This window comes from Rhodocyclaceae bacterium, assembly GCA_020248265.1.
Taxonomy (GTDB): Bacteria; Pseudomonadota; Gammaproteobacteria; order Burkholderiales; family CAIKXV01; genus CAIKXV01.
The window spans coordinates 92,947-112,817 of record JADCHX010000024.1; the positions used below are offsets into that span (position 1 = coordinate 92,947).

20 protein-coding genes are annotated in these 19,871 nt (G+C 68.2%); 14 read left to right on the forward strand and 6 right to left on the reverse strand.

What is annotated here, in order from left to right:
• The first annotated feature begins 69 nt into the window (after positions 1–69).
• The 3 genes from ING98_19200 to ING98_19210 are packed head-to-tail and all read left to right on the forward strand — an operon-like array spanning position 70 to position 2,381.
• Complete coding sequence (locus tag ING98_19200; GenBank protein MCA3104000.1) at positions 70–1,353, forward strand: 3-isopropylmalate dehydratase; 1,284 nt, start codon at positions 70–72, stop codon at positions 1,351–1,353.
• Between the two features lie 55 nt (positions 1,354–1,408).
• Positions 1,409–1,981 (forward strand): hypothetical protein, encoded by a 573-nt coding sequence (locus ING98_19205; protein ID MCA3104001.1) that lies wholly within the window; start codon positions 1,409–1,411, stop codon positions 1,979–1,981.
• A 28-nt stretch (positions 1,982–2,009) separates the two neighbouring features.
• Positions 2,010–2,381 (forward strand): hypothetical protein, encoded by a 372-nt coding sequence (locus ING98_19210; protein MCA3104002.1) that lies wholly within the window; start codon positions 2,010–2,012, stop codon positions 2,379–2,381.
• A 42-nt stretch (positions 2,382–2,423) separates the two neighbouring features.
• Here the strand turns inward: ING98_19210 and ING98_19215 are convergent, their stop codons facing one another.
• Positions 2,424–3,422, reverse strand: a complete 999-nt coding sequence (locus ING98_19215) for a tripartite tricarboxylate transporter substrate binding protein (protein MCA3104003.1) — start codon at positions 3,420–3,422, stop codon at positions 2,424–2,426.
• A gap of 262 nt (positions 3,423–3,684) precedes the next feature.
• Here ING98_19215 and ING98_19220 point away from each other — a divergent pair, with 262 nt between their 5' ends.
• Positions 3,685–4,914, forward strand: coding sequence for an FAD-dependent monooxygenase (locus ING98_19220; GenBank protein MCA3104004.1), 1,230 nt, complete (start codon positions 3,685–3,687; stop codon positions 4,912–4,914).
• 71 nt (positions 4,915–4,985) lie between these two features.
• Here the strand turns inward: ING98_19220 and ING98_19225 are convergent, their stop codons facing one another.
• The 4 genes from ING98_19225 to ING98_19240 form a co-directional block, all read right to left on the reverse strand.
• Positions 4,986–5,471: a VOC family protein gene (locus ING98_19225; GenBank protein ID MCA3104005.1), complete on the reverse strand. Its 486-nt coding sequence runs from the start codon at positions 5,469–5,471 to the stop codon at positions 4,986–4,988.
• Between the two features lie 110 nt (positions 5,472–5,581).
• Positions 5,582–6,058: a (2Fe-2S)-binding protein gene (locus tag ING98_19230; protein ID MCA3104006.1), complete on the reverse strand. Its 477-nt coding sequence runs from the start codon at positions 6,056–6,058 to the stop codon at positions 5,582–5,584.
• Entirely contained in the window at positions 6,058–6,921 is an 864-nt protein-coding gene (locus ING98_19235; protein ID MCA3104007.1) for an FAD binding domain-containing protein, read from the reverse strand. Before ING98_19235 ends, ING98_19230 begins: the two co-directional genes overlap by 1 nt.
• The gene (locus ING98_19240; protein ID MCA3104008.1) at positions 6,918–9,338 is read right to left on the reverse strand and encodes a xanthine dehydrogenase family protein; all 2,421 of its coding nucleotides are present in this window, start codon (positions 9,336–9,338) and stop codon (positions 6,918–6,920) included. The genes ING98_19235 and ING98_19240 overlap by 4 nt, the downstream gene beginning before the upstream one ends.
• Before the next feature lie 45 nt (positions 9,339–9,383).
• On the opposite strand from ING98_19240, the gene ING98_19245 reads away from it, so the two are divergent.
• Positions 9,384–10,649 carry an amidase gene (locus tag ING98_19245; protein MCA3104009.1) on the forward strand — a complete coding sequence of 422 codons (1,266 nt, stop codon included), beginning with the start codon at positions 9,384–9,386 and terminating at the stop codon, positions 10,647–10,649.
• 119 nt (positions 10,650–10,768) lie between these two features.
• Here the strand turns inward: ING98_19245 and ING98_19250 are convergent, their stop codons facing one another.
• On the reverse strand, positions 10,769–11,764 hold the full coding sequence (locus ING98_19250) for a tripartite tricarboxylate transporter substrate binding protein (protein ID MCA3104010.1): 996 nt from the start codon (positions 11,762–11,764) through the stop codon (positions 10,769–10,771).
• Positions 11,765–12,107: 343 nt separating this feature from the next.
• Between ING98_19250 and ING98_19255 the strand changes: the two genes are divergently transcribed.
• The 9 genes from ING98_19255 (at position 12,108) to ING98_19295 (ending at position 19,858) form a co-directional block, all read left to right on the forward strand.
• Positions 12,108–12,731, forward strand: a complete 624-nt coding sequence (locus ING98_19255; protein ID MCA3104011.1) for a GntR family transcriptional regulator — start codon at positions 12,108–12,110, stop codon at positions 12,729–12,731.
• A complete protein-coding gene (locus ING98_19260; protein MCA3104012.1) occupies positions 12,728–13,237 on the forward strand; it encodes a cysteine dioxygenase family protein in 510 nt (169 codons plus the stop codon). Before ING98_19255 ends, ING98_19260 begins: the two co-directional genes overlap by 4 nt.
• Before the next feature lie 69 nt (positions 13,238–13,306).
• A complete protein-coding gene (locus tag ING98_19265) occupies positions 13,307–14,311 on the forward strand; it encodes a zinc-binding dehydrogenase (GenBank protein MCA3104013.1) in 1,005 nt (334 codons plus the stop codon).
• Between the two features lie 69 nt (positions 14,312–14,380).
• Positions 14,381–14,812 (forward strand): PaaI family thioesterase, encoded by a 432-nt coding sequence (locus ING98_19270; protein ID MCA3104014.1) that lies wholly within the window; start codon positions 14,381–14,383, stop codon positions 14,810–14,812.
• 7 nt (positions 14,813–14,819) lie between these two features.
• Positions 14,820–16,436, forward strand: a complete 1,617-nt coding sequence (locus ING98_19275) for a UbiD family decarboxylase (protein MCA3104015.1) — start codon at positions 14,820–14,822, stop codon at positions 16,434–16,436.
• Positions 16,437–16,530: 94 nt separating this feature from the next.
• Positions 16,531–16,998, forward strand: coding sequence for a RidA family protein (locus ING98_19280; GenBank protein ID MCA3104016.1), 468 nt, complete (start codon positions 16,531–16,533; stop codon positions 16,996–16,998).
• 22 nt (positions 16,999–17,020) lie between these two features.
• Positions 17,021–18,280, forward strand: coding sequence for a Rieske 2Fe-2S domain-containing protein (locus tag ING98_19285; protein MCA3104017.1), 1,260 nt, complete (start codon positions 17,021–17,023; stop codon positions 18,278–18,280).
• 2 nt (positions 18,281–18,282) lie between these two features.
• Positions 18,283–18,825: an aromatic-ring-hydroxylating dioxygenase subunit beta gene (locus ING98_19290; protein MCA3104018.1), complete on the forward strand. Its 543-nt coding sequence runs from the start codon at positions 18,283–18,285 to the stop codon at positions 18,823–18,825.
• A gap of 10 nt (positions 18,826–18,835) precedes the next feature.
• Positions 18,836–19,858, forward strand: a complete 1,023-nt coding sequence (locus ING98_19295; protein ID MCA3104019.1) for a D-2-hydroxyacid dehydrogenase — start codon at positions 18,836–18,838, stop codon at positions 19,856–19,858.
• Positions 19,859–19,871 lie beyond the last annotated feature (13 nt).

Below are 19,871 nucleotides of genomic sequence, written 5' to 3' on the forward strand. Positions count from 1 at the left end.
GACCCGCGGCGGGCGATAATCGGCGTCCGACAGCGTCCTCTGGCGCAGCAACCTGAGCAGGAACCCAGCATGCCGATGACCGCGGTAGAGAAAGTCCTGGCCTCGTGCAGTGGCCGCAGCGAGCTGCGCGCCGGCGACGTGGTGGAACCGCAGCCCGATTTCGTGATGATCCATGACGGCGTGGTGCTGTCGGCGAAACGCGAGCTCGACCAGCTGGGCATCGACCGGCTGGCGCAGCCGGAGCGCGTGATGATCGTCACCGACCATGAGGTCATCTACCCGAACGCCCGCTCGGCCGAGCGCGGCGCCGCCAACCGCCGGGCCGCGAAGCAGTGGGGCGTAGGCCGCTTCTACGATGTCGGCCAGGGCGGCCACGGCCACATCTTCCCGATGGAATCGGGACTGCTGCTGCCCGGCATGTTCTACTTCGACAACGATCGGCATTCGACCAATGCAGGTGCGATCGGCGCGTTCGGCTTCCGGATGGGGTCCGAGATCAGCCGGGTGCTGGCCACCGGCACCAACTGGGTGATGGTGCCGAAAACCATCCGCCTCGCGCTGACCGGACGCGCACGGCCGGGCGTGTTCGGCCGCGACATCGGCTTCGTGATCGCGAAGCACTTCCGTGAAGGCGGTAGCTGGGGCGTGAACCCGGATTATCGGGTGCTCGAATTCGCCGGCGACCTCGATCAGTTCGACCTCGCCCAGCGCACCGCGCTGTGCAGCTCCCCGACGGAGGTGCGCGCCTACGGCACTTTCTTCCCCCCTTCGGCGGCCATCCTCGAGCGCGCGAAAGCGGTCGCGCAGCGTCCGTTCACCCCGGTGTACCCGGACGACAACGCGAACTACGAGGCCAGGCTGTCGCTCGACATCTCGTCGATCGAGCCGCAGGTCGCGCTGCCCGGCGGCGTGCACCGGGCGGTCGATGTCTCCGAAGTCGCCGGCACCGCGGTCGACCATGCGTTCATCGGCTCCTGTGGCTCGGGCCACTATGAAGACCTGCAGCTCGCCGCGCGTGCGCTCGCGGGCAAGCGTATCGCCCCGGGTGTCCGGATGATGATTGCGCCGGGCAGCACAGGGTCGTCGCGCCGGATGCTCGACGACGGCCTGATGAAGGTCTTCATCGACGCCGGCGCGGTCATGCTGCCCGCGGGTTGCGGCGTGTGCAACGATGGCGTCATCGGCCCCGTCGATGGCGGCGAGGTCTCCATCTCCACGTTCGCCGGCAACAACAACGGCCGCATCGGCCCGAAGGACGCAAAGCTCTTCCTCGGCAATCCGGCGACGGTGGCCGCATCGGCGGTCGCCGGCCGTATAGTCGATCCACGCACGGTGATGGACTTCGTCCAGTGACTTCCCGGCATGCGGCCCGAAGCCTGATCGAACGAACCAACGGAGCGAAGCAGCCATGAATGCCATCGGCAAACCCGACCCGGTGAAACGCCACGACTGGCGGTTGCGAGGACGCGCGTGGGTGCTCGGCCACGACATCCAGCACCAGGGCGGCGTCGTGCCCGGATGGATCGTGACCGGCCGGCACATGGATCCCGTCGAAATCATCCCGCACCTGTTCGAGGAGACGGATCCGGGTTTCCACTCGCGCTGCAGGCCTGGCGACATCGTCGTCGCCGGCCGCAGCTTCGGCATGGGCCCCAAGATGAATGGCTACATCGCGATGCAGGCGCTCGGCCTCGGGCTGGTATGCGAGTCGATGCCCTTCCTCGGCTACCGCGGTGCGATCGGTGCCGGATTGCGCGTGCTCACCGACTGCCAGGGCGCGACCGAGGAATGCGAGACCGGGGACGAGCTCGAGGTCGATTTCGACAGCGGCATGTTCATCAACCACACCCGGAGCACGCGACGAGAGTATCCGCCGCTGGCCGACAGCCTGAAAGAGATCGTCGCACTCGGCGGCAACACCGGCTGGCTGCAGCAGTGGTGGGCCGGGCAGCAGGCGGAACGCAGCGGCCGCGGCGGCTGAGCCGCGAGCGCGCCGGGACCGGACCCAGATGTTCCTGCTGTTCTTCCTGATGGTGGCTGCAGGCATGCTCAGCCTGCTCTGGATCTACTTCCCGATGATGGGGGGGCCCCCTCCCGATCCACGGCCTGCGTATCCCACGGCCGCGGTCGCCACCCGTGCGTCCCCGGAGGCGGCCGCCGTGCCGGACGCGTTGCCGCCGAGCGCGCCCGATGCGCCTGCGGGCGCGGAACCTGGCGCGGCCGCAGTGACGGGCGATCCGGCGCTCCCGCGCCCGGAAGACACGGTACCGCGCGCCGCGCCCGGCGGCGCAGGCAGCGCCTCCCCGGAACGGATCGACTTCGAAGACCTGCGCCGGCAACTCGAGCGCCTGCTGGGCGATACGCAGCCGCCAGGGCGATGACTGCGGGCAGGTCGATGACTCCGGGCTCGAGCGCAGGCCGCTTCAGGCGACGGCAGAGCGCCGCGCCTGCTCGGCCCTGATCCCGCGCAACCGGATCACCGTCGCCCACCGCTGGAACTCGGCCTTCAGGTACGCGGAGAACTGCGCGGACGTGTCGCCGATCGGGTCGAAGCCGCTCGACGACAGGCGCTCGCGGATGGCAGGTTCAGTGACCACCCGCACGACGTCGGCGTTGTAGCGCATCACCAGGTCCTGCGGCACCCCTGCGGGGGCGACCAGCCCGTTCCAGTTCGCCGCCTCGTAGCCGGGCAGCGCCGACTCGGCCACCGTCGGCACCTCGGGCAACAGCGGCGAGCGTCGGCTGCTCGCGATGGCCAGCGGGCGCATGCGCCCGGAGCGAACGTGCTGCAGCACCGACGGCATGTTGCCCATCAGCAGCGAGATCTGCCCCGCGAGGAGATCCTGCACGGCGGGTGGCCCGCCCTTGTACGGCACGTGCACCAGGTCGAGATTCGCCATCGCGTTGAACAGTTCGAACGCGAGGTGGGACGCGCCACCGACACCGCTCGACCCGTAATGCATCTGCCCGGGGCGGCTGCGCACGAGCGCGATCAGTTCCTTGGTTGTCTTCACCGGCAGCGACGGATGCACGACCAGCACGTTGGCGGTTGCCGCCATGTTCACGATCGGCACGAAGTCGCGATCCCAGCGGTAGGGCAGCTTCTCGTGCAACGTCGCGTTGATCACATGCGCAGGCGTGACGGCGAGCAGCGTCGCGCCATCGGGCAGTGCCCGCGCGACGAACTCGGTCCCGATGATCTGCCCGGCGCCGGCGCGGTTCTCGACGATCACAGGCGTGCCCCAGATATCGGTGAGCCGTGAGGCGACGATGCGGGTCACCACGTCAGTGCCGCCGCCGGGCGCAAGCGCGACGATCACGCGGATCTGCTTTGCGGGCAGCGATGGAGCGCCCTGGGCAGACACGTGCGAAGGCAGCATCGGCATTGACAGCAGCGCCAGCGCGATGGGAACGACGGGCATGCGGTGAAACGGCGTGGTCGGTTTGCCGGCATTCATCCTGCACCATGCATCGGGTCGATCGGATCGCCAATGATGCCCGCGCCACGGGAATCCTGCGCGCGACCGGCGCGCACCGGCCCGGTGCATCGATGCACCAGGGCGCACCCGCCGAACGACAGCCGGTGCGGCCCTGCCGTCGCGCGTCATCACTTGGTACGATGGAGGATCGATCTTCGATCGCGAGCGCCGACCGGCGACAGCGCGGCATGTACCGGAGAAGCAGATGTCGAAACCTTCAGGAACGTCCGATCGCATCTACGTCGTGGGGGCCGGCCCGGTCGGAGCGGTGATGACGCTGGCGCTGGCGAAGCGCGGCATTCCGGTGACGCTGATCGAGTCCAACCCCGGGCCGGTGGACGACCAGCGTGCGGCGACCGTGCATCCGCCGACCATCGAGATGCTCGAGGCGCTCGGCATCGAGAAAGACGGCTGGGAAACCGGGCTGAAGTCGCCGCTGTTCCACTTCTGGGACCGCGTGACGGGAGAGCGCATCGCGGAGTTCGACCTGGGGCTGCTGAAGGACGAGGTGAGGTATCCGTTCTGCCTGCAGTGGGAACAGTACAAGCTCGCGCGCTCGGCCCTCGCCCACCTGCCCTCCGACGGCAGTGCCGAAGTGCTGTTCTCACACACGCTGACCGGGCTCGAACAGACGGCCGACGGCGTGACCCTCACGGTGGAAGTCGATGGCGAATCGCGCACGCTGCAGGGCGACTACGTGATCGGCACCGACGGCGGCCGCAGCACGGTACGCAAGCTGGCTGGCATCGCATTCGAGGGCTTCACCTGGGAAGAGCGCTTCCTGAAGATCGGCACTACCTTCGACTTCCTCGGCACCAGTGCCGGCTTCTGCACGCGCAACTACTTCTCCGACCCCGACGAGTGGCTCAACCTGTTCAAGGTGAAGGGCCCGGGCGAACCCGGCATCTGGCGCGGCATCTTCCCGGTGCCGGCCAGCGAGCCGGACGAAGTCGCCTTGAGCGACGAGCGCATCCAGGCGCGCTTCCAGAAGTTCTTCCCGCGCACCGGCGGCTACGACATCGCCTATGTCGGGTTGTACAAGGTCCACCAGCGGGTCGCCGAGACATTCAATCGGGGCCGCGTCCTGCTCGCCGGCGACAGCGCGCACGTGAACAACCCGATCGGCGGCATGGGCATGAACGGCGGCATCCACGACGCGATGAACCTCGCCGACAAGCTGGCCGCCATCCGCTTCGACGGCGCATCGCCCGACCTGCTCGACCGCTACACGCGGCAGCGGCGCAAGGCCCAGGTCGACTTCGTGCAGGCCCAGACCATCCGCAACAAGAAGTCGCTCGAAGAGAGCGACCCGGTCAAGCGCCGGCAGAACCTGGACGAGATGCGGCGCACCTGCGAGGACATCGGACTGCACAAGGCCTTCCTGATGCGCGGCGCCCTGTTCGACAGCCTGAAGAGCGCCAACGCCGTGCAGTAAAGACCGGGGTCTGACCCCACGGTCAGGCGCACGACGTCCGGGTCTGACCCCAGGGTCTGACCCGGATTTTCTCAGCCGACTTTTTCGGCGAGCCCGACGCGATCGGCGACCAGCCCTTCATGGCGCAGCTTCACGTGCACATCCTGGCCGGTGCCGTCCTTCGAAGCGCCACCCCAGCCGTGGGCGGTGGTGTCGATGATCACGCCATGCGGGTCGCGCACCTTCACTTCGTAGAAGATGTTGCTGAGCACCGGCACCTCGCCCATGTAGTACTTGCCACCGGCGGCCTCGACATCCTTGACGGTCTGCTCGACGTCGTCGACCCAGAAGCCGAAGTGGTGGATGCCGACATAGTCCTTGCCGCGCTCTTCACCGGCCGCTTCGTCCGACTTGTAGTTGAGCAGGGCCATGTTGATGAAGCCGTCGGTGAGGTACACGCCGCGCGCCAGCGACGAATCGGTCTCGCCGACCTTCTTCATGCCGAACGCCTGCATGTAGAACTGGGCTGCCTTCCACGGATCGGGAACGCTGAGGGCGATGTGACGGAGGCGGGACATGGCTGTTCTCCTGTTCGTGGAAAGGTCGCGTACAGATCGAAAGACGTTATGGTCGCCCCAACGGCGCGTGGCGGCAAGCCGCGCCCAGGGACGCCGGGGCGCGGCTGCGCTCAGCTGTGCGCACAGGAGCGGATCGCGCGCACGATGCCGACATAGCCGGTGCAGCGGCACAGGTTGCCCGACATGTCGCGCCGGATCTCGTCCTCCCCCGCGCAGGGCTTGCGCTGGAGCAGGTCGACCGCGGACACCAGCATGCCGGGCGTGCAGTAGCCGCACTGCAGTGCATGCTCTGCATGGAAGGCTTCGCGCAGGCGCTCGACCAGCGAGCCGGACAGCCCCTCGACCGTAGTCACTGCGCGTCCGTCGCAGGCCACAGCCAGCGTGATGCAGGCACGCACCGGCTGGCCGTCGAGCAACACGGTGCATGCGCCGCAGACACCGTGCTCGCAGCCGGCGTGCGTGCCGGTGAGGTGCAGCGCGTCGCGCAGCAGGTCGCACAGTGACGTGCGCGCCTCGATACGGACCTGCCGTGCAGTGCCATTGACGGTGAGTTGCAGGTCGATCGCGGCTTCTGCTGGAGCATCCATCATCGGTTCACCAGTATGTCGTTCACGGCTTCGCCGGCCATCTGCGCATGCAGGTGCCGCGCGTAGGCATCGCCCGGGGCGATCGAGTCGGGCAGCGCCGCCGCGATGCGCTCGCGCAGGGCCGCACGCCGCTGCGCTTCGCTGCCGCCGATGCCGGCGAGCGCGGCATGGTCGAGTGCGATCGCGACCGGCGCGCCACCGGTCGCCCCGAGCCAGACCTCGATGTCCTCGCCGCCGCGGTCGATGCAGACGGCCATTGCATGCGCGAACTCGCCGACCTTGCGGCAGTGCTTGCGATGGCCCCAGCGACGGATGGCGGAACCGGGCAGCACGACCGCAGCCACCACCTCGCCCGGCTCGATCGCGGTCTCGAACAGGCCGAGGCAGAACGCACGCGCCGGCACGCTGCGCCAGCCGGCAGGCCCGGCGAGTTCGATCGTCGCACCGAGCGCGGCCAGCGCACTCGGCCAGTCGGCCGCCGGATCGGCATGCGCGAGGCTGCCGCCGATGGTGCCGCGGCAACGTATGGCCCGGTAGGCGATCCCGCCCGCGACATGGCGCAGCACGTCGGCGAGCCCGGGCGGCAACCGATCGCCGGAAGGCAGGTCCTCCAGCATCGCATGCGTCACGCAGGCACCGATGCGCACCCCACCGTCGGGCAGCACGTCGATCGCGCGCAACCCTTCGATGCGATGGATGTCGAGCAGCAGCGTCGGCCGCACCATGCGCAGGTTGAGCATCGGACCCAGGCTCTGGCCGCCGGCGATCACGCGTACATCGTCGTCGGCACCGGCGCCAGCGAGCGCGGCGACCGCCTCCTCGAGCGAGGCTGCAAGCCGGTAACTGAACGGCACCGGCTTCATTGCGGTGGCATCCAGGTGAACGCCGGCCCGGCGTGCTGGTCGCCGGTGCCCGCGCACGCGCGCGCCGCCTGCAGCGCCGTCCAAACATCGCGCGCGGTGACCGGTGCGCGCGTCACCGACACGCCCAGCCCGCGCAGGGCATCGGTCACTGCGTTGCCGATCGCGGCCGGCCCGCCGATGCAGCCGCCCTCGCCAGTGCCCTTCATGCCGTAGGCGGTGAACGGCGACAGCGTGTGCTGGTGCTCGATGCGCACCTCGGGCACTTCGCCGAAGCCCGGCAACAGGTAGTCGGCGAGCGTGACCGTGCCCGGCTGTCCCTGATCGTCGTAGCGGATCTCTTCCAGCAGCGCCTGTCCGATGCCCTGTGCGACACCGCCGTAGACCTGCCCGTCGACGATCATCGGGTTGATGGTCTGTCCGCAGTCCTCGACGACCAGGTAGTCGAGCAGCCGGACGGCCCCGGTCTCGGTGTCGACCGCGACCCGGGCCGCATGTACGCCCGCCGAGAAGGCGCCGGTCTCGACCGGCGGGCGATAGCTCGCGAGGAACTCGAGCCCGGGCTCGATGCCGTCGGGCAGTTCATGTACGTACTGCAGCGCCACCTGGGCAAGCCGCGCGAACGGCAGCGGCGCAGTACCCTCGGGCCCGTGCACGGCCTGCGCACCGACCGAGAGCCCGTCGGGCGCGGCCTGCATCAAGTGCGCGGCGATCGCGCGCAGCCGGTCGACCAGGCGCCCGCAAGCCTGGTGTACCGCGCCGCCCGCGAGCACGACCGAGCGCGACGCGAAGGTGCCGTTGCCGTAGGGCACGACATCGGTATCGCCGGCACGCACGCTGATCCGCTCCATCGGGATCGACGTCACCTCGCTCGCGATCTGGGCGAGCGTCGTCGCATGGCCCTGGCCGTGCGAGCAGACGCTGGTCTCGATGGTGAGCGAACCGGCGATGTCCATCCGGATGCGCGCACTTTCGAACCCATAGAGCACGACAGAGCCGCGCGCGAAGAATTCCTTCGCCGTGTGCGCGGTCTGCTCGACGTACCAAGCGTAGCCGATGCCGATGCGTTCGCGTGCATCCGCCGGTGCGGCCTGCTGCGCCGCGCGCACTTCTGCATGGCCGAGCGCACGCACTGCGGTATCCATCATCGGTGGATAGTTGCCGGTGTCGTAGACCAGCCCGGTCGCGGAGGTATACGGAAACGCATCGGTGGGGATCAGGTTGCGCCGCCGAAGCACGTGCGGCTCGATGCCCAGCACATGGGCCAGTTCGTCCAGCGTGCGTTCCATCGCGAAGCAGGCCGCGGGCCGCCCGACGCCCCGGTACGGGCCGGTCGGCGCCTTGTTGGTGCAGGCACTCATTGCGGTCGCGCGGTAGTTGCGGATGCGGTACGGCCCGGGCATGACGTTGGCCGACATGTTGGCCTCGACTGCGCTGGTCGAAGGCAGCATCGAGTAGGCGCCACCGTCGACCAGGTATTCGGCTTCCAGGGCGAGGATCTCGCCATCGCGGTTCGCGTGGACGGTGACGGTCTCGTCGTTCTCGCGCGCATGACAGGCGGACAGCAGGTGCTCCATCCGGTCTTCGATCCAGCGCACCGCGGTGCCGAGCCTGATCGAGATCGCGGCCACCGCAAGCTCTTCCGGATACAGGTTGGTCTTGACGCCGAACGCACCGCCGACATCGGGCACCACCACCTGGATGCGGTGCTGGTCGATGCCGATCAGCTGCTCGGCCAGGAAATCGCGCTGGATGTGCGGCCGCTGGCAGCAGGTATGGAACAGCAGCCGGCCCTGCGCGCGGTCGAACACCGACAGGCAGCCACGCGTCTCGAGGGGAGACGGCGCCAGCCGTTCCATCCGGTAGCGCCGGGTCAGGTGCACCTCGGCGCGCGCGACCGCGTCATCGAAGTCGCCGAAGGTCCGGGTGAACTTCATGAAGTGGTTGCCCGCCCAGCCCTCATGCATCAGCGGCGCGCCGGGCGCGAACGCGGCGCGCGCGGAGGCGATCGCCGGCAACGGCTCGATGTCGACCTCGACCTGCTCGGCGAGGTCCTCGGCCCGCGCCCGGCTCGATGCGACCACCGCCGCGATCGTCTGACCCGCGAAGCGCACCCGGTCGGTCGCCAGGCACGGATAGGCGGCGGCCTGGAACCCGGGACGATTCAGCTTCGCGACGATCGGCCGCGCGAGATCGTGCAGATCGGCTGCCGTCCAGAACGACTCGCCGGCCCCGAGCGCCGGCGCACGCACCGCACGCACCACGCCGTGCGCGACGGTGCTGCGCACGAATGCGAGGTGCAGCGCACCGGGCCACGGGATGTCCGCGACGAAGCGGCCTGCACCGTGCAGGTGGCGTTCATCCTCCGTGCGCCGCACCGGATGGCCGACGCTCGCGTACGCCGCAGATGCATTGTCCATGCGCCCGAGTTTAGAACGATTCCGGCGCGGTATAGTGCTCGTACGATGACCTCGCCTGCAGCGTCCAGCGAAACCGATGGCAGCACGGCGCCGGCGTCAGGGCCGTTCATCCCCGGGCCGCGGCTGCAGCGCGCAGGCTCGGCGTCGGGCCCGCTCGCCGATCTGCGCTTTGCCGCGAAGGACCTTTACGACGTCGCTGGCGAAACGACGCGCGGCGGCAACGACGACTGGGCCGCCGACGCCCGGCCTGCGCGCGCGACCGCCTGGGCCATCAGTCGGCTGCTCGATTCCGGTGCATCGCTCGACGGCAAGACGATCACCGACGAGCTCGCTTGCGGCCTGCTAGGCAACACCTCCGGCGACGGCATGCCGCTCAATCCGCTCTCGCCCGGGCGCGTGCCCGGCGGATCGTCGTCGGGTTCGGCTTCGGCCGTCGCCGCAGGCCTGGTCGACTTCGCGATCGGCACAGACACCGGCGGCAGCGTACGGGTACCGGCCACCTTCTGCGGCCTGTACGGCATGCGCCCGACACACGGCGCGATACCGCTCTCCGGTTGCCTCGCACTGGCACCGGCCTTCGATACCTGCGGCTGGTTTGCACGCGAGGCCGGCCTGCTGGCACGGGTGGGCGACGTCCTGCTGCCGCCGCCACTGGATAACGGAGACGCCCCGCCGGGACGCCTGATCCACGCGGCAGACCTGTTCGACCTGTGCACACCCACAGTGGCGCAGCGGCTGCACGACGCGGCGGCACGGCTGGGCTCACGACCGGTCACCGCCTGCTCCGGTGCTCCGGCCGACCACGCGGACGCGTTCTGGCCGTTCCAGGGCCGCCAGATGTGGAACACGTTCGGCGAGTGGTATCGCGCACGTCCGCGCCGGATGCAGCCGGGGAACGATGCCCGCTTCGCCGCGGCGGCCGCGATCACCGCAACCGACGTGCAGGCCGCCGAGCCGGTCCGGCGCAGGATCGCCGCCCGCCTCGGCGCATTGCTCGGCACGCACGGCGTGCTGCTCGTTCCGACCACCCACGACATCGCCCCGCGCCGCGACGCGACGCTCGATGAACTGGAGATGTTCCGGCGCAGCGCCCATGTGAACCTCGCGATCGCCGGGCTGTGCGGCCTGCCGCAGGTGACGCTGCCGCTGCTCGGCGTAGACGACGCCGGCCAGCCGGTCGGCATCGGCCTGTCGCTGGTGTCGGCACGAGGCAACGACCGGCTGCTGCTGAGACTGTCCGCGCGCATCGCGGCGGAGTCCGGCCTCGTGGATCCGAGCGCACCGCCGCTCAGCCGCGGCGCGATCCCGTAGCGGTGCGCGTACACGCAAGGATCGACGGCGCGAGGGCAAAAGCCGGGATCGCTGCGCAACAGGCCCGCCCTGCCGCACGGTCGCAGCCAGCGGCAGACGGCCGGGCAATGCCGCCGGCATCACTCGATCTTCGTGCCGGTCGCCTTCACCACCTTTGCCCAGATCTCGGCGTCGGCGCGGATGATCGCGGCGAATTCGGCGGGTGTCGATGTCCGGATTTCGATGCCCTGCGCCGTCAGCCGCTCGCGCACGTCAGGCTGCGCGAGCACCTTCAGGATATCCGCGTTGAGCCGGTTCACCACGGCCCCCGGCGTGCCCGCCGGGGCGAGGAAGCCCTGCCAGGACAGCACCTCGAAGCCGGGGAACCCGGACTCGGCCATCGTCGGGATGTCGGCGGCCGCCGGCGTCCGCTTCGCCTGCGCGACCGCAAGCGCGCGCACCTTGTTCGCGCGCACCTGCGCGATCGCGGTCGGGATGTTGTCGAACATCAGCGAGACCTGCCCCGCGACCAGGTCCATCATCGCCGGCGCGCCACCCTTGTAGGGCACATGGTTCATCTTCACGCCGGCGCGCAGGCTGAACAGTTCGGTAGTGAGGTGCGGCAATGCGCCGGTCCCGGTGGACGCGTAGTTGAGCTGCCCCGGCTGGGCCCGCGCGATCGCGATCAGGTCCTTCACGCTCTTCACCGGCAACGATGGATGCGTGACCAGCAGCACCGGCGTGACCGCGGCGATCGTGATCGGCGCGAAATCGGTGGCCGGGTTGTACGGCAGCTTCGGGTACAGGGACGGCGCGATCGACTGCGTTGCGTTCACGCCGAGGAACAGCGTGTAGCCGTCCGGCGCCGACTTGGCGACGAAGTCCGCGCCGATGGTGCCGCCCGCGCCGGCCCGGTTCTCGACGAGCACTGGCTGCCCGAGCGCATCGCCCAGCCGGGCACCGACCACGCGCGCGAGGATGTCGGAGATGCCGCCCGGCGCGAAGCCTGCCACCAGCCGCACCGGCTTGGCTGGCCAGGCCGGCTGGGCCTGGACCGGCCCTGCCAGCGCCAGCGCGAAAGCGGCCGTGCAGGAAACGGCTGCGAGGAGGGAACGGGCACGATGGAAGACAGGCATGGCGGACCTCGGGCGGGTTGTAGACGCGGACGCTGCGCGGATTATCCGTGCAGCGGTGGAAATGCATTCAGACATGCCAAGAGAAGTTGTTTGACATGTCAGATCAGGTTTTCTAGACTATTCGCATCGTGATTCATGCTTTCGCCCGATCCCAGCCGCAGCCCCGCACGCCGTCCTGTCCGCCAGAGGCCGCGTGAACGACCTGACCGTTCCCGCAGGCGTTGCCGCGATCAACCCGGCGCGCGCGCCGAAAGTGGTTGCCGCCGCGGCCACCGCCGACAGCGCCGGTCCTCTTCTGAATGACCAGGCCTACGACCGGATCAAGCATGACATCATCTCCTGCATGCTGCCGCCCGGATCCGGCATCTCCGAATCCCAGCTGGGCGCGCAGTACGGGTTCGGCAAGGCGCCGATCCGGATGGCCCTTCAGCGGCTTGCCCACGAGGGGCTGGTGCGCGCGATGCCCCGGCGCGGCTACGTGGTCTCGCCGGTCACGCTGCAGGACATCCAGGACATCTTCGAACTGCGGCTCATGCTCGAACCGCAGGCCGCGCGGCTCGCCGCAGGCAAGGTCGATGCCAGCCGGCTGAAGCTGCTCGACGATGTCTGCCGCGCCGGCTATCGGCCAGGCGATATCGCCAGTACGCACCGGTTCCTGGAGGCCAACGCGAGCTTCCACGTGACGATCGCCCAGGCCACCGGCAACCAGCGGCTCGCGCACACGATCGAGGCGCTGCTCGACGAGATGACTCGACTGCTGCACATGGGACTGACCTCGCGCGACCGCACGACTGAAATGCAGCACGAGCATGGCGCGCTGGTGAAGGCGCTGCGGCGGGGCGACGGCATCACCGCGGAACAGATCTGCCGCGAGCAGATCGAGGCCGCGCGCGACATGGTGCTGACCGCCGCCCTGAAGAGCCGCGCCGTGATGACCATGGCAATCCCGACCGGAGACCTCGGATGAAGCCTTCAATGCAGAAGCTGATCGACGGCACCGCCGCCGCCGCGCTGGCCGATGGCGAAGTCCGGCCGCAGGACGTGCTGTCGGCAATCCGCGGCTCACTGGTCGATCTCGACCTGCTGGCGGAAGAACATCGCATCAGCAAGCCCGACACCTACACCCGGCACCTGGTGTACGCCGACCCCAACGGCCTGTTCTCGATACTGGCGATCGTCTGGGGTCCGGGCCAGGGCAGCCCGGTGCACGGCCACCACACCTGGTGCGCAGTGGGCGTGTACGCTGGCGAAATCACGGAGAGTCATTACCGACTGTCACCGGGTGACCTGCACCCGGTCGAGGTACGCACCGTGCGCCGCGCAGCCGGCGACTCGTGCTTCGACAGCGGGCACGAAGGCATCCACCGGATCGTCAACCGGTCGGATTCGATCGCGATCTCGATCCACGTATACGGCGTCGGTGAAGACAAGATCACCACCGGCGTCAACCGCATCTACCCGATGCCAGCCTGAGGCTGCGATCCGGTACCGTCCGGACCGCCAGCCGTCCATACATCATCCACATCGATACGGAGTTCCCATATGCGCGCAGTCGTGCTCAAGTCCCATGGCCCCCTCGACAACCTCGAGTACATCGCCGATTACCGAGATCCGACGATCAAGGAAGGCCACGTCATCCTGCGCACCCGCGCGACCTCCTTCAACTACCACGACGTGTTCACCGTCCGCGGCATGCCCGGCATCAAGGTCCCGCTGCCGGTAATCATCGGCCTGGACCTCGCCGGGGAGATCATCGAAGTCGGTGCCGGCGTCGAAGGCTGGAAGGTCGGCGACCGCGTGCTGGTGAACCCGCTCGACCCGAAGATCGGCCTGATGGGCGAGATGATGGACGGCGGCCTGGCCGAGAAGTGCCTGGTCAACCAGAAGCAGCTGATCCGCATGCCCGACGGCGTGACGTTCGAGGAAGCCTGCGCACTGCCGGTCGCCTATGGCACCGCGCACCGGATGATCGTCACCCACAACACGATCAAGAAGGGCGACAAGGTGCTGGTGCTGGGCGCCTCCGGCGGCGTGGGCACCGGCTGCGTGCTGCTGGCCAAGATGCTGGGCGCCGAAGTCATCGCCTGCGCCTCGAGCGACGACAAGATCCAGCGTCTGAAGGACCTCGGCGCCGACCATGTGATCAACTACAAGACCACCGATTTCTCGAAGTGGGTGAACGAGAAGTTCGGCAAGCCGCAGCGCCGCACCTACGAGGGCGGCGTCGACGTGGTGATCAACTTCACCGGTGGTGACACCTGGGCTCCGTCGCTCAAGTGCACCAAGCGCGGCGGCAGCATCCTCACCTGTGGTGCCACCGCCGGCTTCGACCCGAAGGAAGACCTGCGCTACATCTGGAGCTTCGAACTGAACATCAAGGGTTCGAACAGCTTCTACAACGAGAACCTGAGCGCGCTGATGGAGATGATCCAGAAGGGCGAGATGAAGCCGGTGATCGACGTCGTGCTGCCGCTCGAGCGGGCGAAGGAAGGCCTCGCTCTGATCGAGAACCGCGAGGTTTTCGGCAAGGTCGTCGTCACCCCCTGATGCACCGCGGCGGGGCGCTGCGCACGCGTTCCGCCCCCCCTGCAACCACCCGAACAGAGAGAATCGAGCATGGCAGACAAGCCCACCCCGGAACAACTGAATGCCCGCCTGGCCAAGAGCCCCTTCAACTCATGGCTCGGCCTGACCGTCACCTCGGTCGGCGAAGACACCATCGAGATGGCCGCGAAATGGCGCGAGGAGTGGGTCGTGAACCCCGCTGGCGGCTATACGCACGGCGGCATCCTCGCCGCGCTGGTCGACGTGGTAGCCGACTACGCGATCGCCGTGAAGAACGGCAACCCGGTACCGACCATCGACCTGCGCGTCGACTACCACCGCGCGGCCAAGGGCGACCTGAAGTGCACCGGGAAGATCGTGCGCTTCGGCGGCCAGTTCACCTGTGCCGAAGCCTATGTCTACGACGCGGCGGGCAACCTGTGCGCGAGCGGCCGCGGCACCTACTTCACCGCGCCGCCCGCTCCGGCGCCCGCTAAAGGCTGAGCCCGCCATGGCCTACGAAAAGGAAGACTTCCGCCAGTTCCTCGACCGCCTGCGCGAGGCCGGCGAGCTGGTCGACCTGAAGCAGCCGGTCGACATCCGCCACATCGCGACGCTGGTCGACCAGTCCGACAAGGCGCTCTACTTCCACGATGTGATCGGCTACGACATGCCTGTGGTGTCGGGCATCATCCGCTCGCAGAAGCGCGCGACGCTGTCGATCGGGGTCGATGATTACGCCGAGATCGAGCACAAGCTGCAGCGCGGCATCGTCAAGCCGATCCCGCCGGTCTACATCGAGAAGGCCGCCTGCCAGGAGATCGTGATCAAGGGCGACGACGTCGACCTGTTCAAGCTGCCGGTGCCGATGTCTTCCATCTACGACGGCGGCCCGATGATCACCGCGGGCGTGGTGATGGCGCGCGACCCGGAGCATGGCTTGAACGCCGGCGTCTACCGGTTCATGGTGAAAGAGAAGAACCTCACCGGCATCGACATCGTCACGCCGAACAACATGCGGCTGTTCGCCGCCCGCGCCCTCGAGCGTGGCGAGCCGCTGCCGATCTCGATCTCGATCGGCTGCCATCCGTTCGAGATCATGGGCTCGGGCTTCCGCGCGCCGCTGGGGGTGGACGAGATGGCCATCGCCGGCGGCATCCGCGGCGAGGCAGTGCGCTTCGCCCAGTGCGAGACGATCGACCTGCCCTGCCTGGCCGATTCCGAGATCGTGCTCGAGGCCGAGATCCTGCCCACCGGCTGGACGCATCCGGAAGGCCGCTTCGGCGAGTTCACCCGCCTGATGGGCGGCCTGCACTGGAACCCGCTGGTGCGCGTGAAGGCGATCACCATGCGCCGCAATGCGGTGTACTACGCGCTGCACATGCCCTGGGAGAACACCTGGCTGGCCGCGCCGACCCGCTACACCGCGATCCGCTCGGCGCTGAAGACCGCCGGCATCCAGACGGTCGCGATCAACGTCACGCTGGGCGGCTGTGCGTTCTGGCATGCGGTCATCTCCATCAAGAAGCAGGCCGGCGAAGGCAAGAACGCGCTGCTCGCCGCGCTGTCGGTGATGGACCTGAAGCATGTGGTCATCGTCGATGAGGACATCGACCCGTTCAACGCGATGGACGTCGAATGGGCGATCGCGACGCGGGTACAGGGCGACCGCGACGTGATCATCATCCCCGGCGCGCGCGCCAAGCCGCTCGACTCCAGCCTGGCGGTGATGCCGCACGGCGTGGTGCCCACCGGCGCCAAGGTCGGCATCGATGCGACCATCGGCGAGGGCATTCCGGTCGAGCGTTTCGAGCGTATCGCCTATGCCTACGCCGATCGGGCGAAGGTCGACGACTACGTGTCGGGCAAGGCCGATCCGCTGCCGGCGGCACTGGGTGCCACCGACGCCAAGGTCGAGGCGCTGGCACAGCAAGTGCTTGCGATGATCGAGGTCGAGCCGCGCTACTACCAGGATATCGCCGCGCACTTCTCGGAGTACGATTTCCAGACCGTCGCGCGCGCGCTGGGCCACCTGCATACGACCGAGAAGCTGTGGCAGGACCCGAAGGGCAAGATGTGCGTGCGCGGCTCGAAGTTCGCCGCCGTGCTTCCGCTGCGCGGGAAGTGACGTAACGCAGCCTTGCGGCCGGTTCGCCGATGAATCGCCGTAAGGCTGCATCGACAATGGACGTCGCAGGGCCTGGCTCTGCACTCGAGGAGGCATGATGGGCAAGTACGAAACCAAGCTTGCGGAAATGGGCATCACCCTGGCACCGGTACCGACCCCCGTCGCGAACTACCTGCCGTATGCGATCACCGGGAACCTCGTCTTCCTGGCCGGCCAGGTGTGCCGCGTCGATGGCAAGGTGACCCACCAGGGCAAGCTGGGCGCGGAGATCGACGTGGCGGGCGGCAAGGCAGCCGCCCGGGTCTGTGCGATCAACCTGATCGCCGCGCTCAAGCTGGCGCTGGGCGGCGACCTGGACCGTGCGGTGCGCTGCGTGTCGGTGCGCGGCTTCGTCGCCTCCGACCCGAAGTTCTACGAGCAGCCGGCGGTGATCAACGGCGCCTCCGACCTGTTCGTCGAGGTGTTCGGCGAGGCGGGCAAGCATTCGCGCACCGCGATCGGCGTGGCGGCCCTGCCGTCGGACTGCGCGGTCGAGGTCGATGCCGTGTTCGAGATCAGGTAACCGAGCAGCAAGGAGCAGCGCAATGGCCCAGGCGATCGGGGTGCGTCCCGTCAGCGAACTCATCCGGTGGCCCACGGAAGATCTGTCGCGGATACCGCTGCACATCTACGGCGACCCCGAAATCTACGCCTGGGAGCAGGACCGCATATTCCGCGGTCCCACCTGGAATTTCCTCTCGCTCGAGTGCGAGATCCCGAAGCCGAACGACTACGTTCTGACCAAGGTTGGCGACACCCCGGTGATCGTCGTGCGCACGGCCGAAGGCGGCATCAGCGCGCTGGTCAACCGCTGCACGCACAAGGGCTCGGTACTCTGCTACGACTCGCGCGGCCAGGGCAAGCGCAGCTTCGTCTGCCCGTACCATGCCTGGTCGTTCGACCAGTCGGGCGAACTGCGCGGCATCGCCTTCGAGAAGGGCGTCGGCGGCCTGGGCGGCATGCCGGAGGGCTTCGACAAGTCGAAGCATGCACTGACCCGGCTGCGCGTCGAGGTGATCGAGGGCCTGGTGTTCGGTACCTTCAGCGACGCCACGCCGCCGCTGGAGCAGTACCTGGGCGAGCCGATGGTCGCGCACATCCGACGCACCATCCGTGGCCGGACGATGCAGATCATCGGCCGCTACAACCACATCATGCCGAACAACTGGAAGCTGTACATCGAGAACAGCCGCGACACGCACCACCCGTCGCTGCTGCATGCGTTCTTCGCGACGTTCAAGCTCAACCGGCTGTCGGCCGAGGGCGGCATCCGCCACGACCCGGCGAACTGGCACCACCTCGTGTTCGCCAAGCGGCTGACCGACCAGGGCCACGAGGAATACTCCCCGGGCAAGCTGCGCACGATGAAGTCCGACTTCGGGCTGAACGACCCGTCGCTGATCGCGCAGTGGATGGAGTACGACGACAACATCACCAACGCCCTGCAGAGCATCCTGCCGGGCTTCGTGCTCCAGCAGATCCTGAACTCCGTGGGCACGCGGCAGATCATCACCCGCGGCACGGGCGAATGCGAACTGATCTGGACGGTGGTCGCGTTCGAGGAGGATACGCCCGAGCAGCGTGCGATCCGGATCAAGCAGAGCAACCTGGTCGGCCCGCACGGCTACATCTCGATGGAAGATGGCGCGATCGGCGGCTTCGTGCAACAGGGGATCAAGGGCGACCGCGACAAGCAGGCCGTGGTCGAGATGGGCGGCCTGACCGCCGACGGCCAGCCGACCCGCGCCACCGAGACTTCGGTGCGCGGCTTCTACAAGGCCTACCGCGAACTGATGGGCAGCTGAACATGGCCGCGACGAACACCCCGACGAATGCACCGATGATCACCCCGGAGCGCCGCAGCGCGATCGAACGCCTGATGGTCGACTATGTGCATGCGATCGACGAGGGCGAATACGAACGCTGGCCGCAGTTCTTCACCGAGGACGGCCGCTACCAGGTCACCGGGCGCGAGAACCATGCGCGCGGCTGGGTGGCCGGCATGCTCCTTTGCGACAACCGCGACATGATGATCGACCGCATCTACTCGCTGCGCCAGGTGAACGTCTGGGAGCCGCATACCTACCGCCACGTGATCGGCCCGACCCAGGTACTGGAGGCCGGCATGGATGGCCGCAGTCCGGCCGACTGCTTCACCGTCAAGGCGCAGACCAACTACCTGTGCGTGCGCACCATGCACAACGGCGAGCAGAAGCTGTTCTCCACCGGACGCTACCTGGACGAGATCGTGTTCGAGGGCCCTGCCGGCGGCGATACGCCGATGCTGCGCAGCCGACTCGTGATCGCCGACTCGAACCAGATCGACACCCTGCTGGTCATCCCGCTCTAGGCCCCGCCCGATGCCACGTTCCACCGCCAGCACCCCGCGCAGGTTCCATGTGCACTTCGAGAGCAACAGCAGCAAGCCGCGCCAGTTCCAGGTGCTCGAGAGCGACGTCAAGGCGGCCGTCCGGCGGCATCCGGAACTCGCGCGCCGGCTGAAGATCACCGTCGGCTTCGACCGCAAGATGCTGGCAGAGGCCCTGCAGACGGCGGACTTCCTGCTCAACTCGGACCCGCCGCGCGACAACCTGCGTGCGCTGGCGCCCCGGCTCGAATGGATCCAGACGACCGGAGCCGGCATCGACGGCCTGTTGCCGCTCGACTGGCTGCCCGAAGGCGTGGTGCTGACCAACAACAGCGGCGCACATGCGGCCAAGGCGCAGGATTCCGGCGCGATGGGCCTGCTGATGCTCAATGCACGAATCCCGGAAGTGATGACCGCGCAGCGTGCAAAGCACTGGGCGCATGCGTTCTCCTCGCCGATCGCCGGCAAGACCGCGGTGGTGATCGGCTTCGGCGATGTCGGCGCGGCGGTCGGGCGCGGTGCCCGCAAGCTCGGCGTGAACGTGATCGCGGTCACCCGCAGCGGCGCGCTCACCCGCACCACCGCGAAGGCGGCCGACTCGGTGGTGCCGGTGTCGAAGCTCGCGCGGGTGATCGGCAAGGCCGACTTCGTCGTGGTCGCCACGCCGCTGACCGAGCAGACCCGGGGCCTGGTGGACAGCGCGATGCTGGACCGGATGAAGGATGGCGCGGGGCTGATGAACATCGGCCGCGCGCCGGTGGTCGACTACGACGCCCTCTGTGCGCGCCTGACCAGCGGCAAGCTGTCGGGCGCGATCCTGGACGTGTTCTCGCCCGAGCCGCTGCCGGCCTCCTCGCCGCTGTGGACGGTGCCGAACCTGGTCGTTCTGCCGCACATCACCTGCGATGACCCTCGCTACATCGATTTCCTGCTCGACTTCTGGTTCGAGAACTTCGCGCGCCGGCTTGCCGGCCGCAAGCTGAAGAATATCGTCGAGCCGCTGCGCGGCTACTGATGCCGGTTCCGAA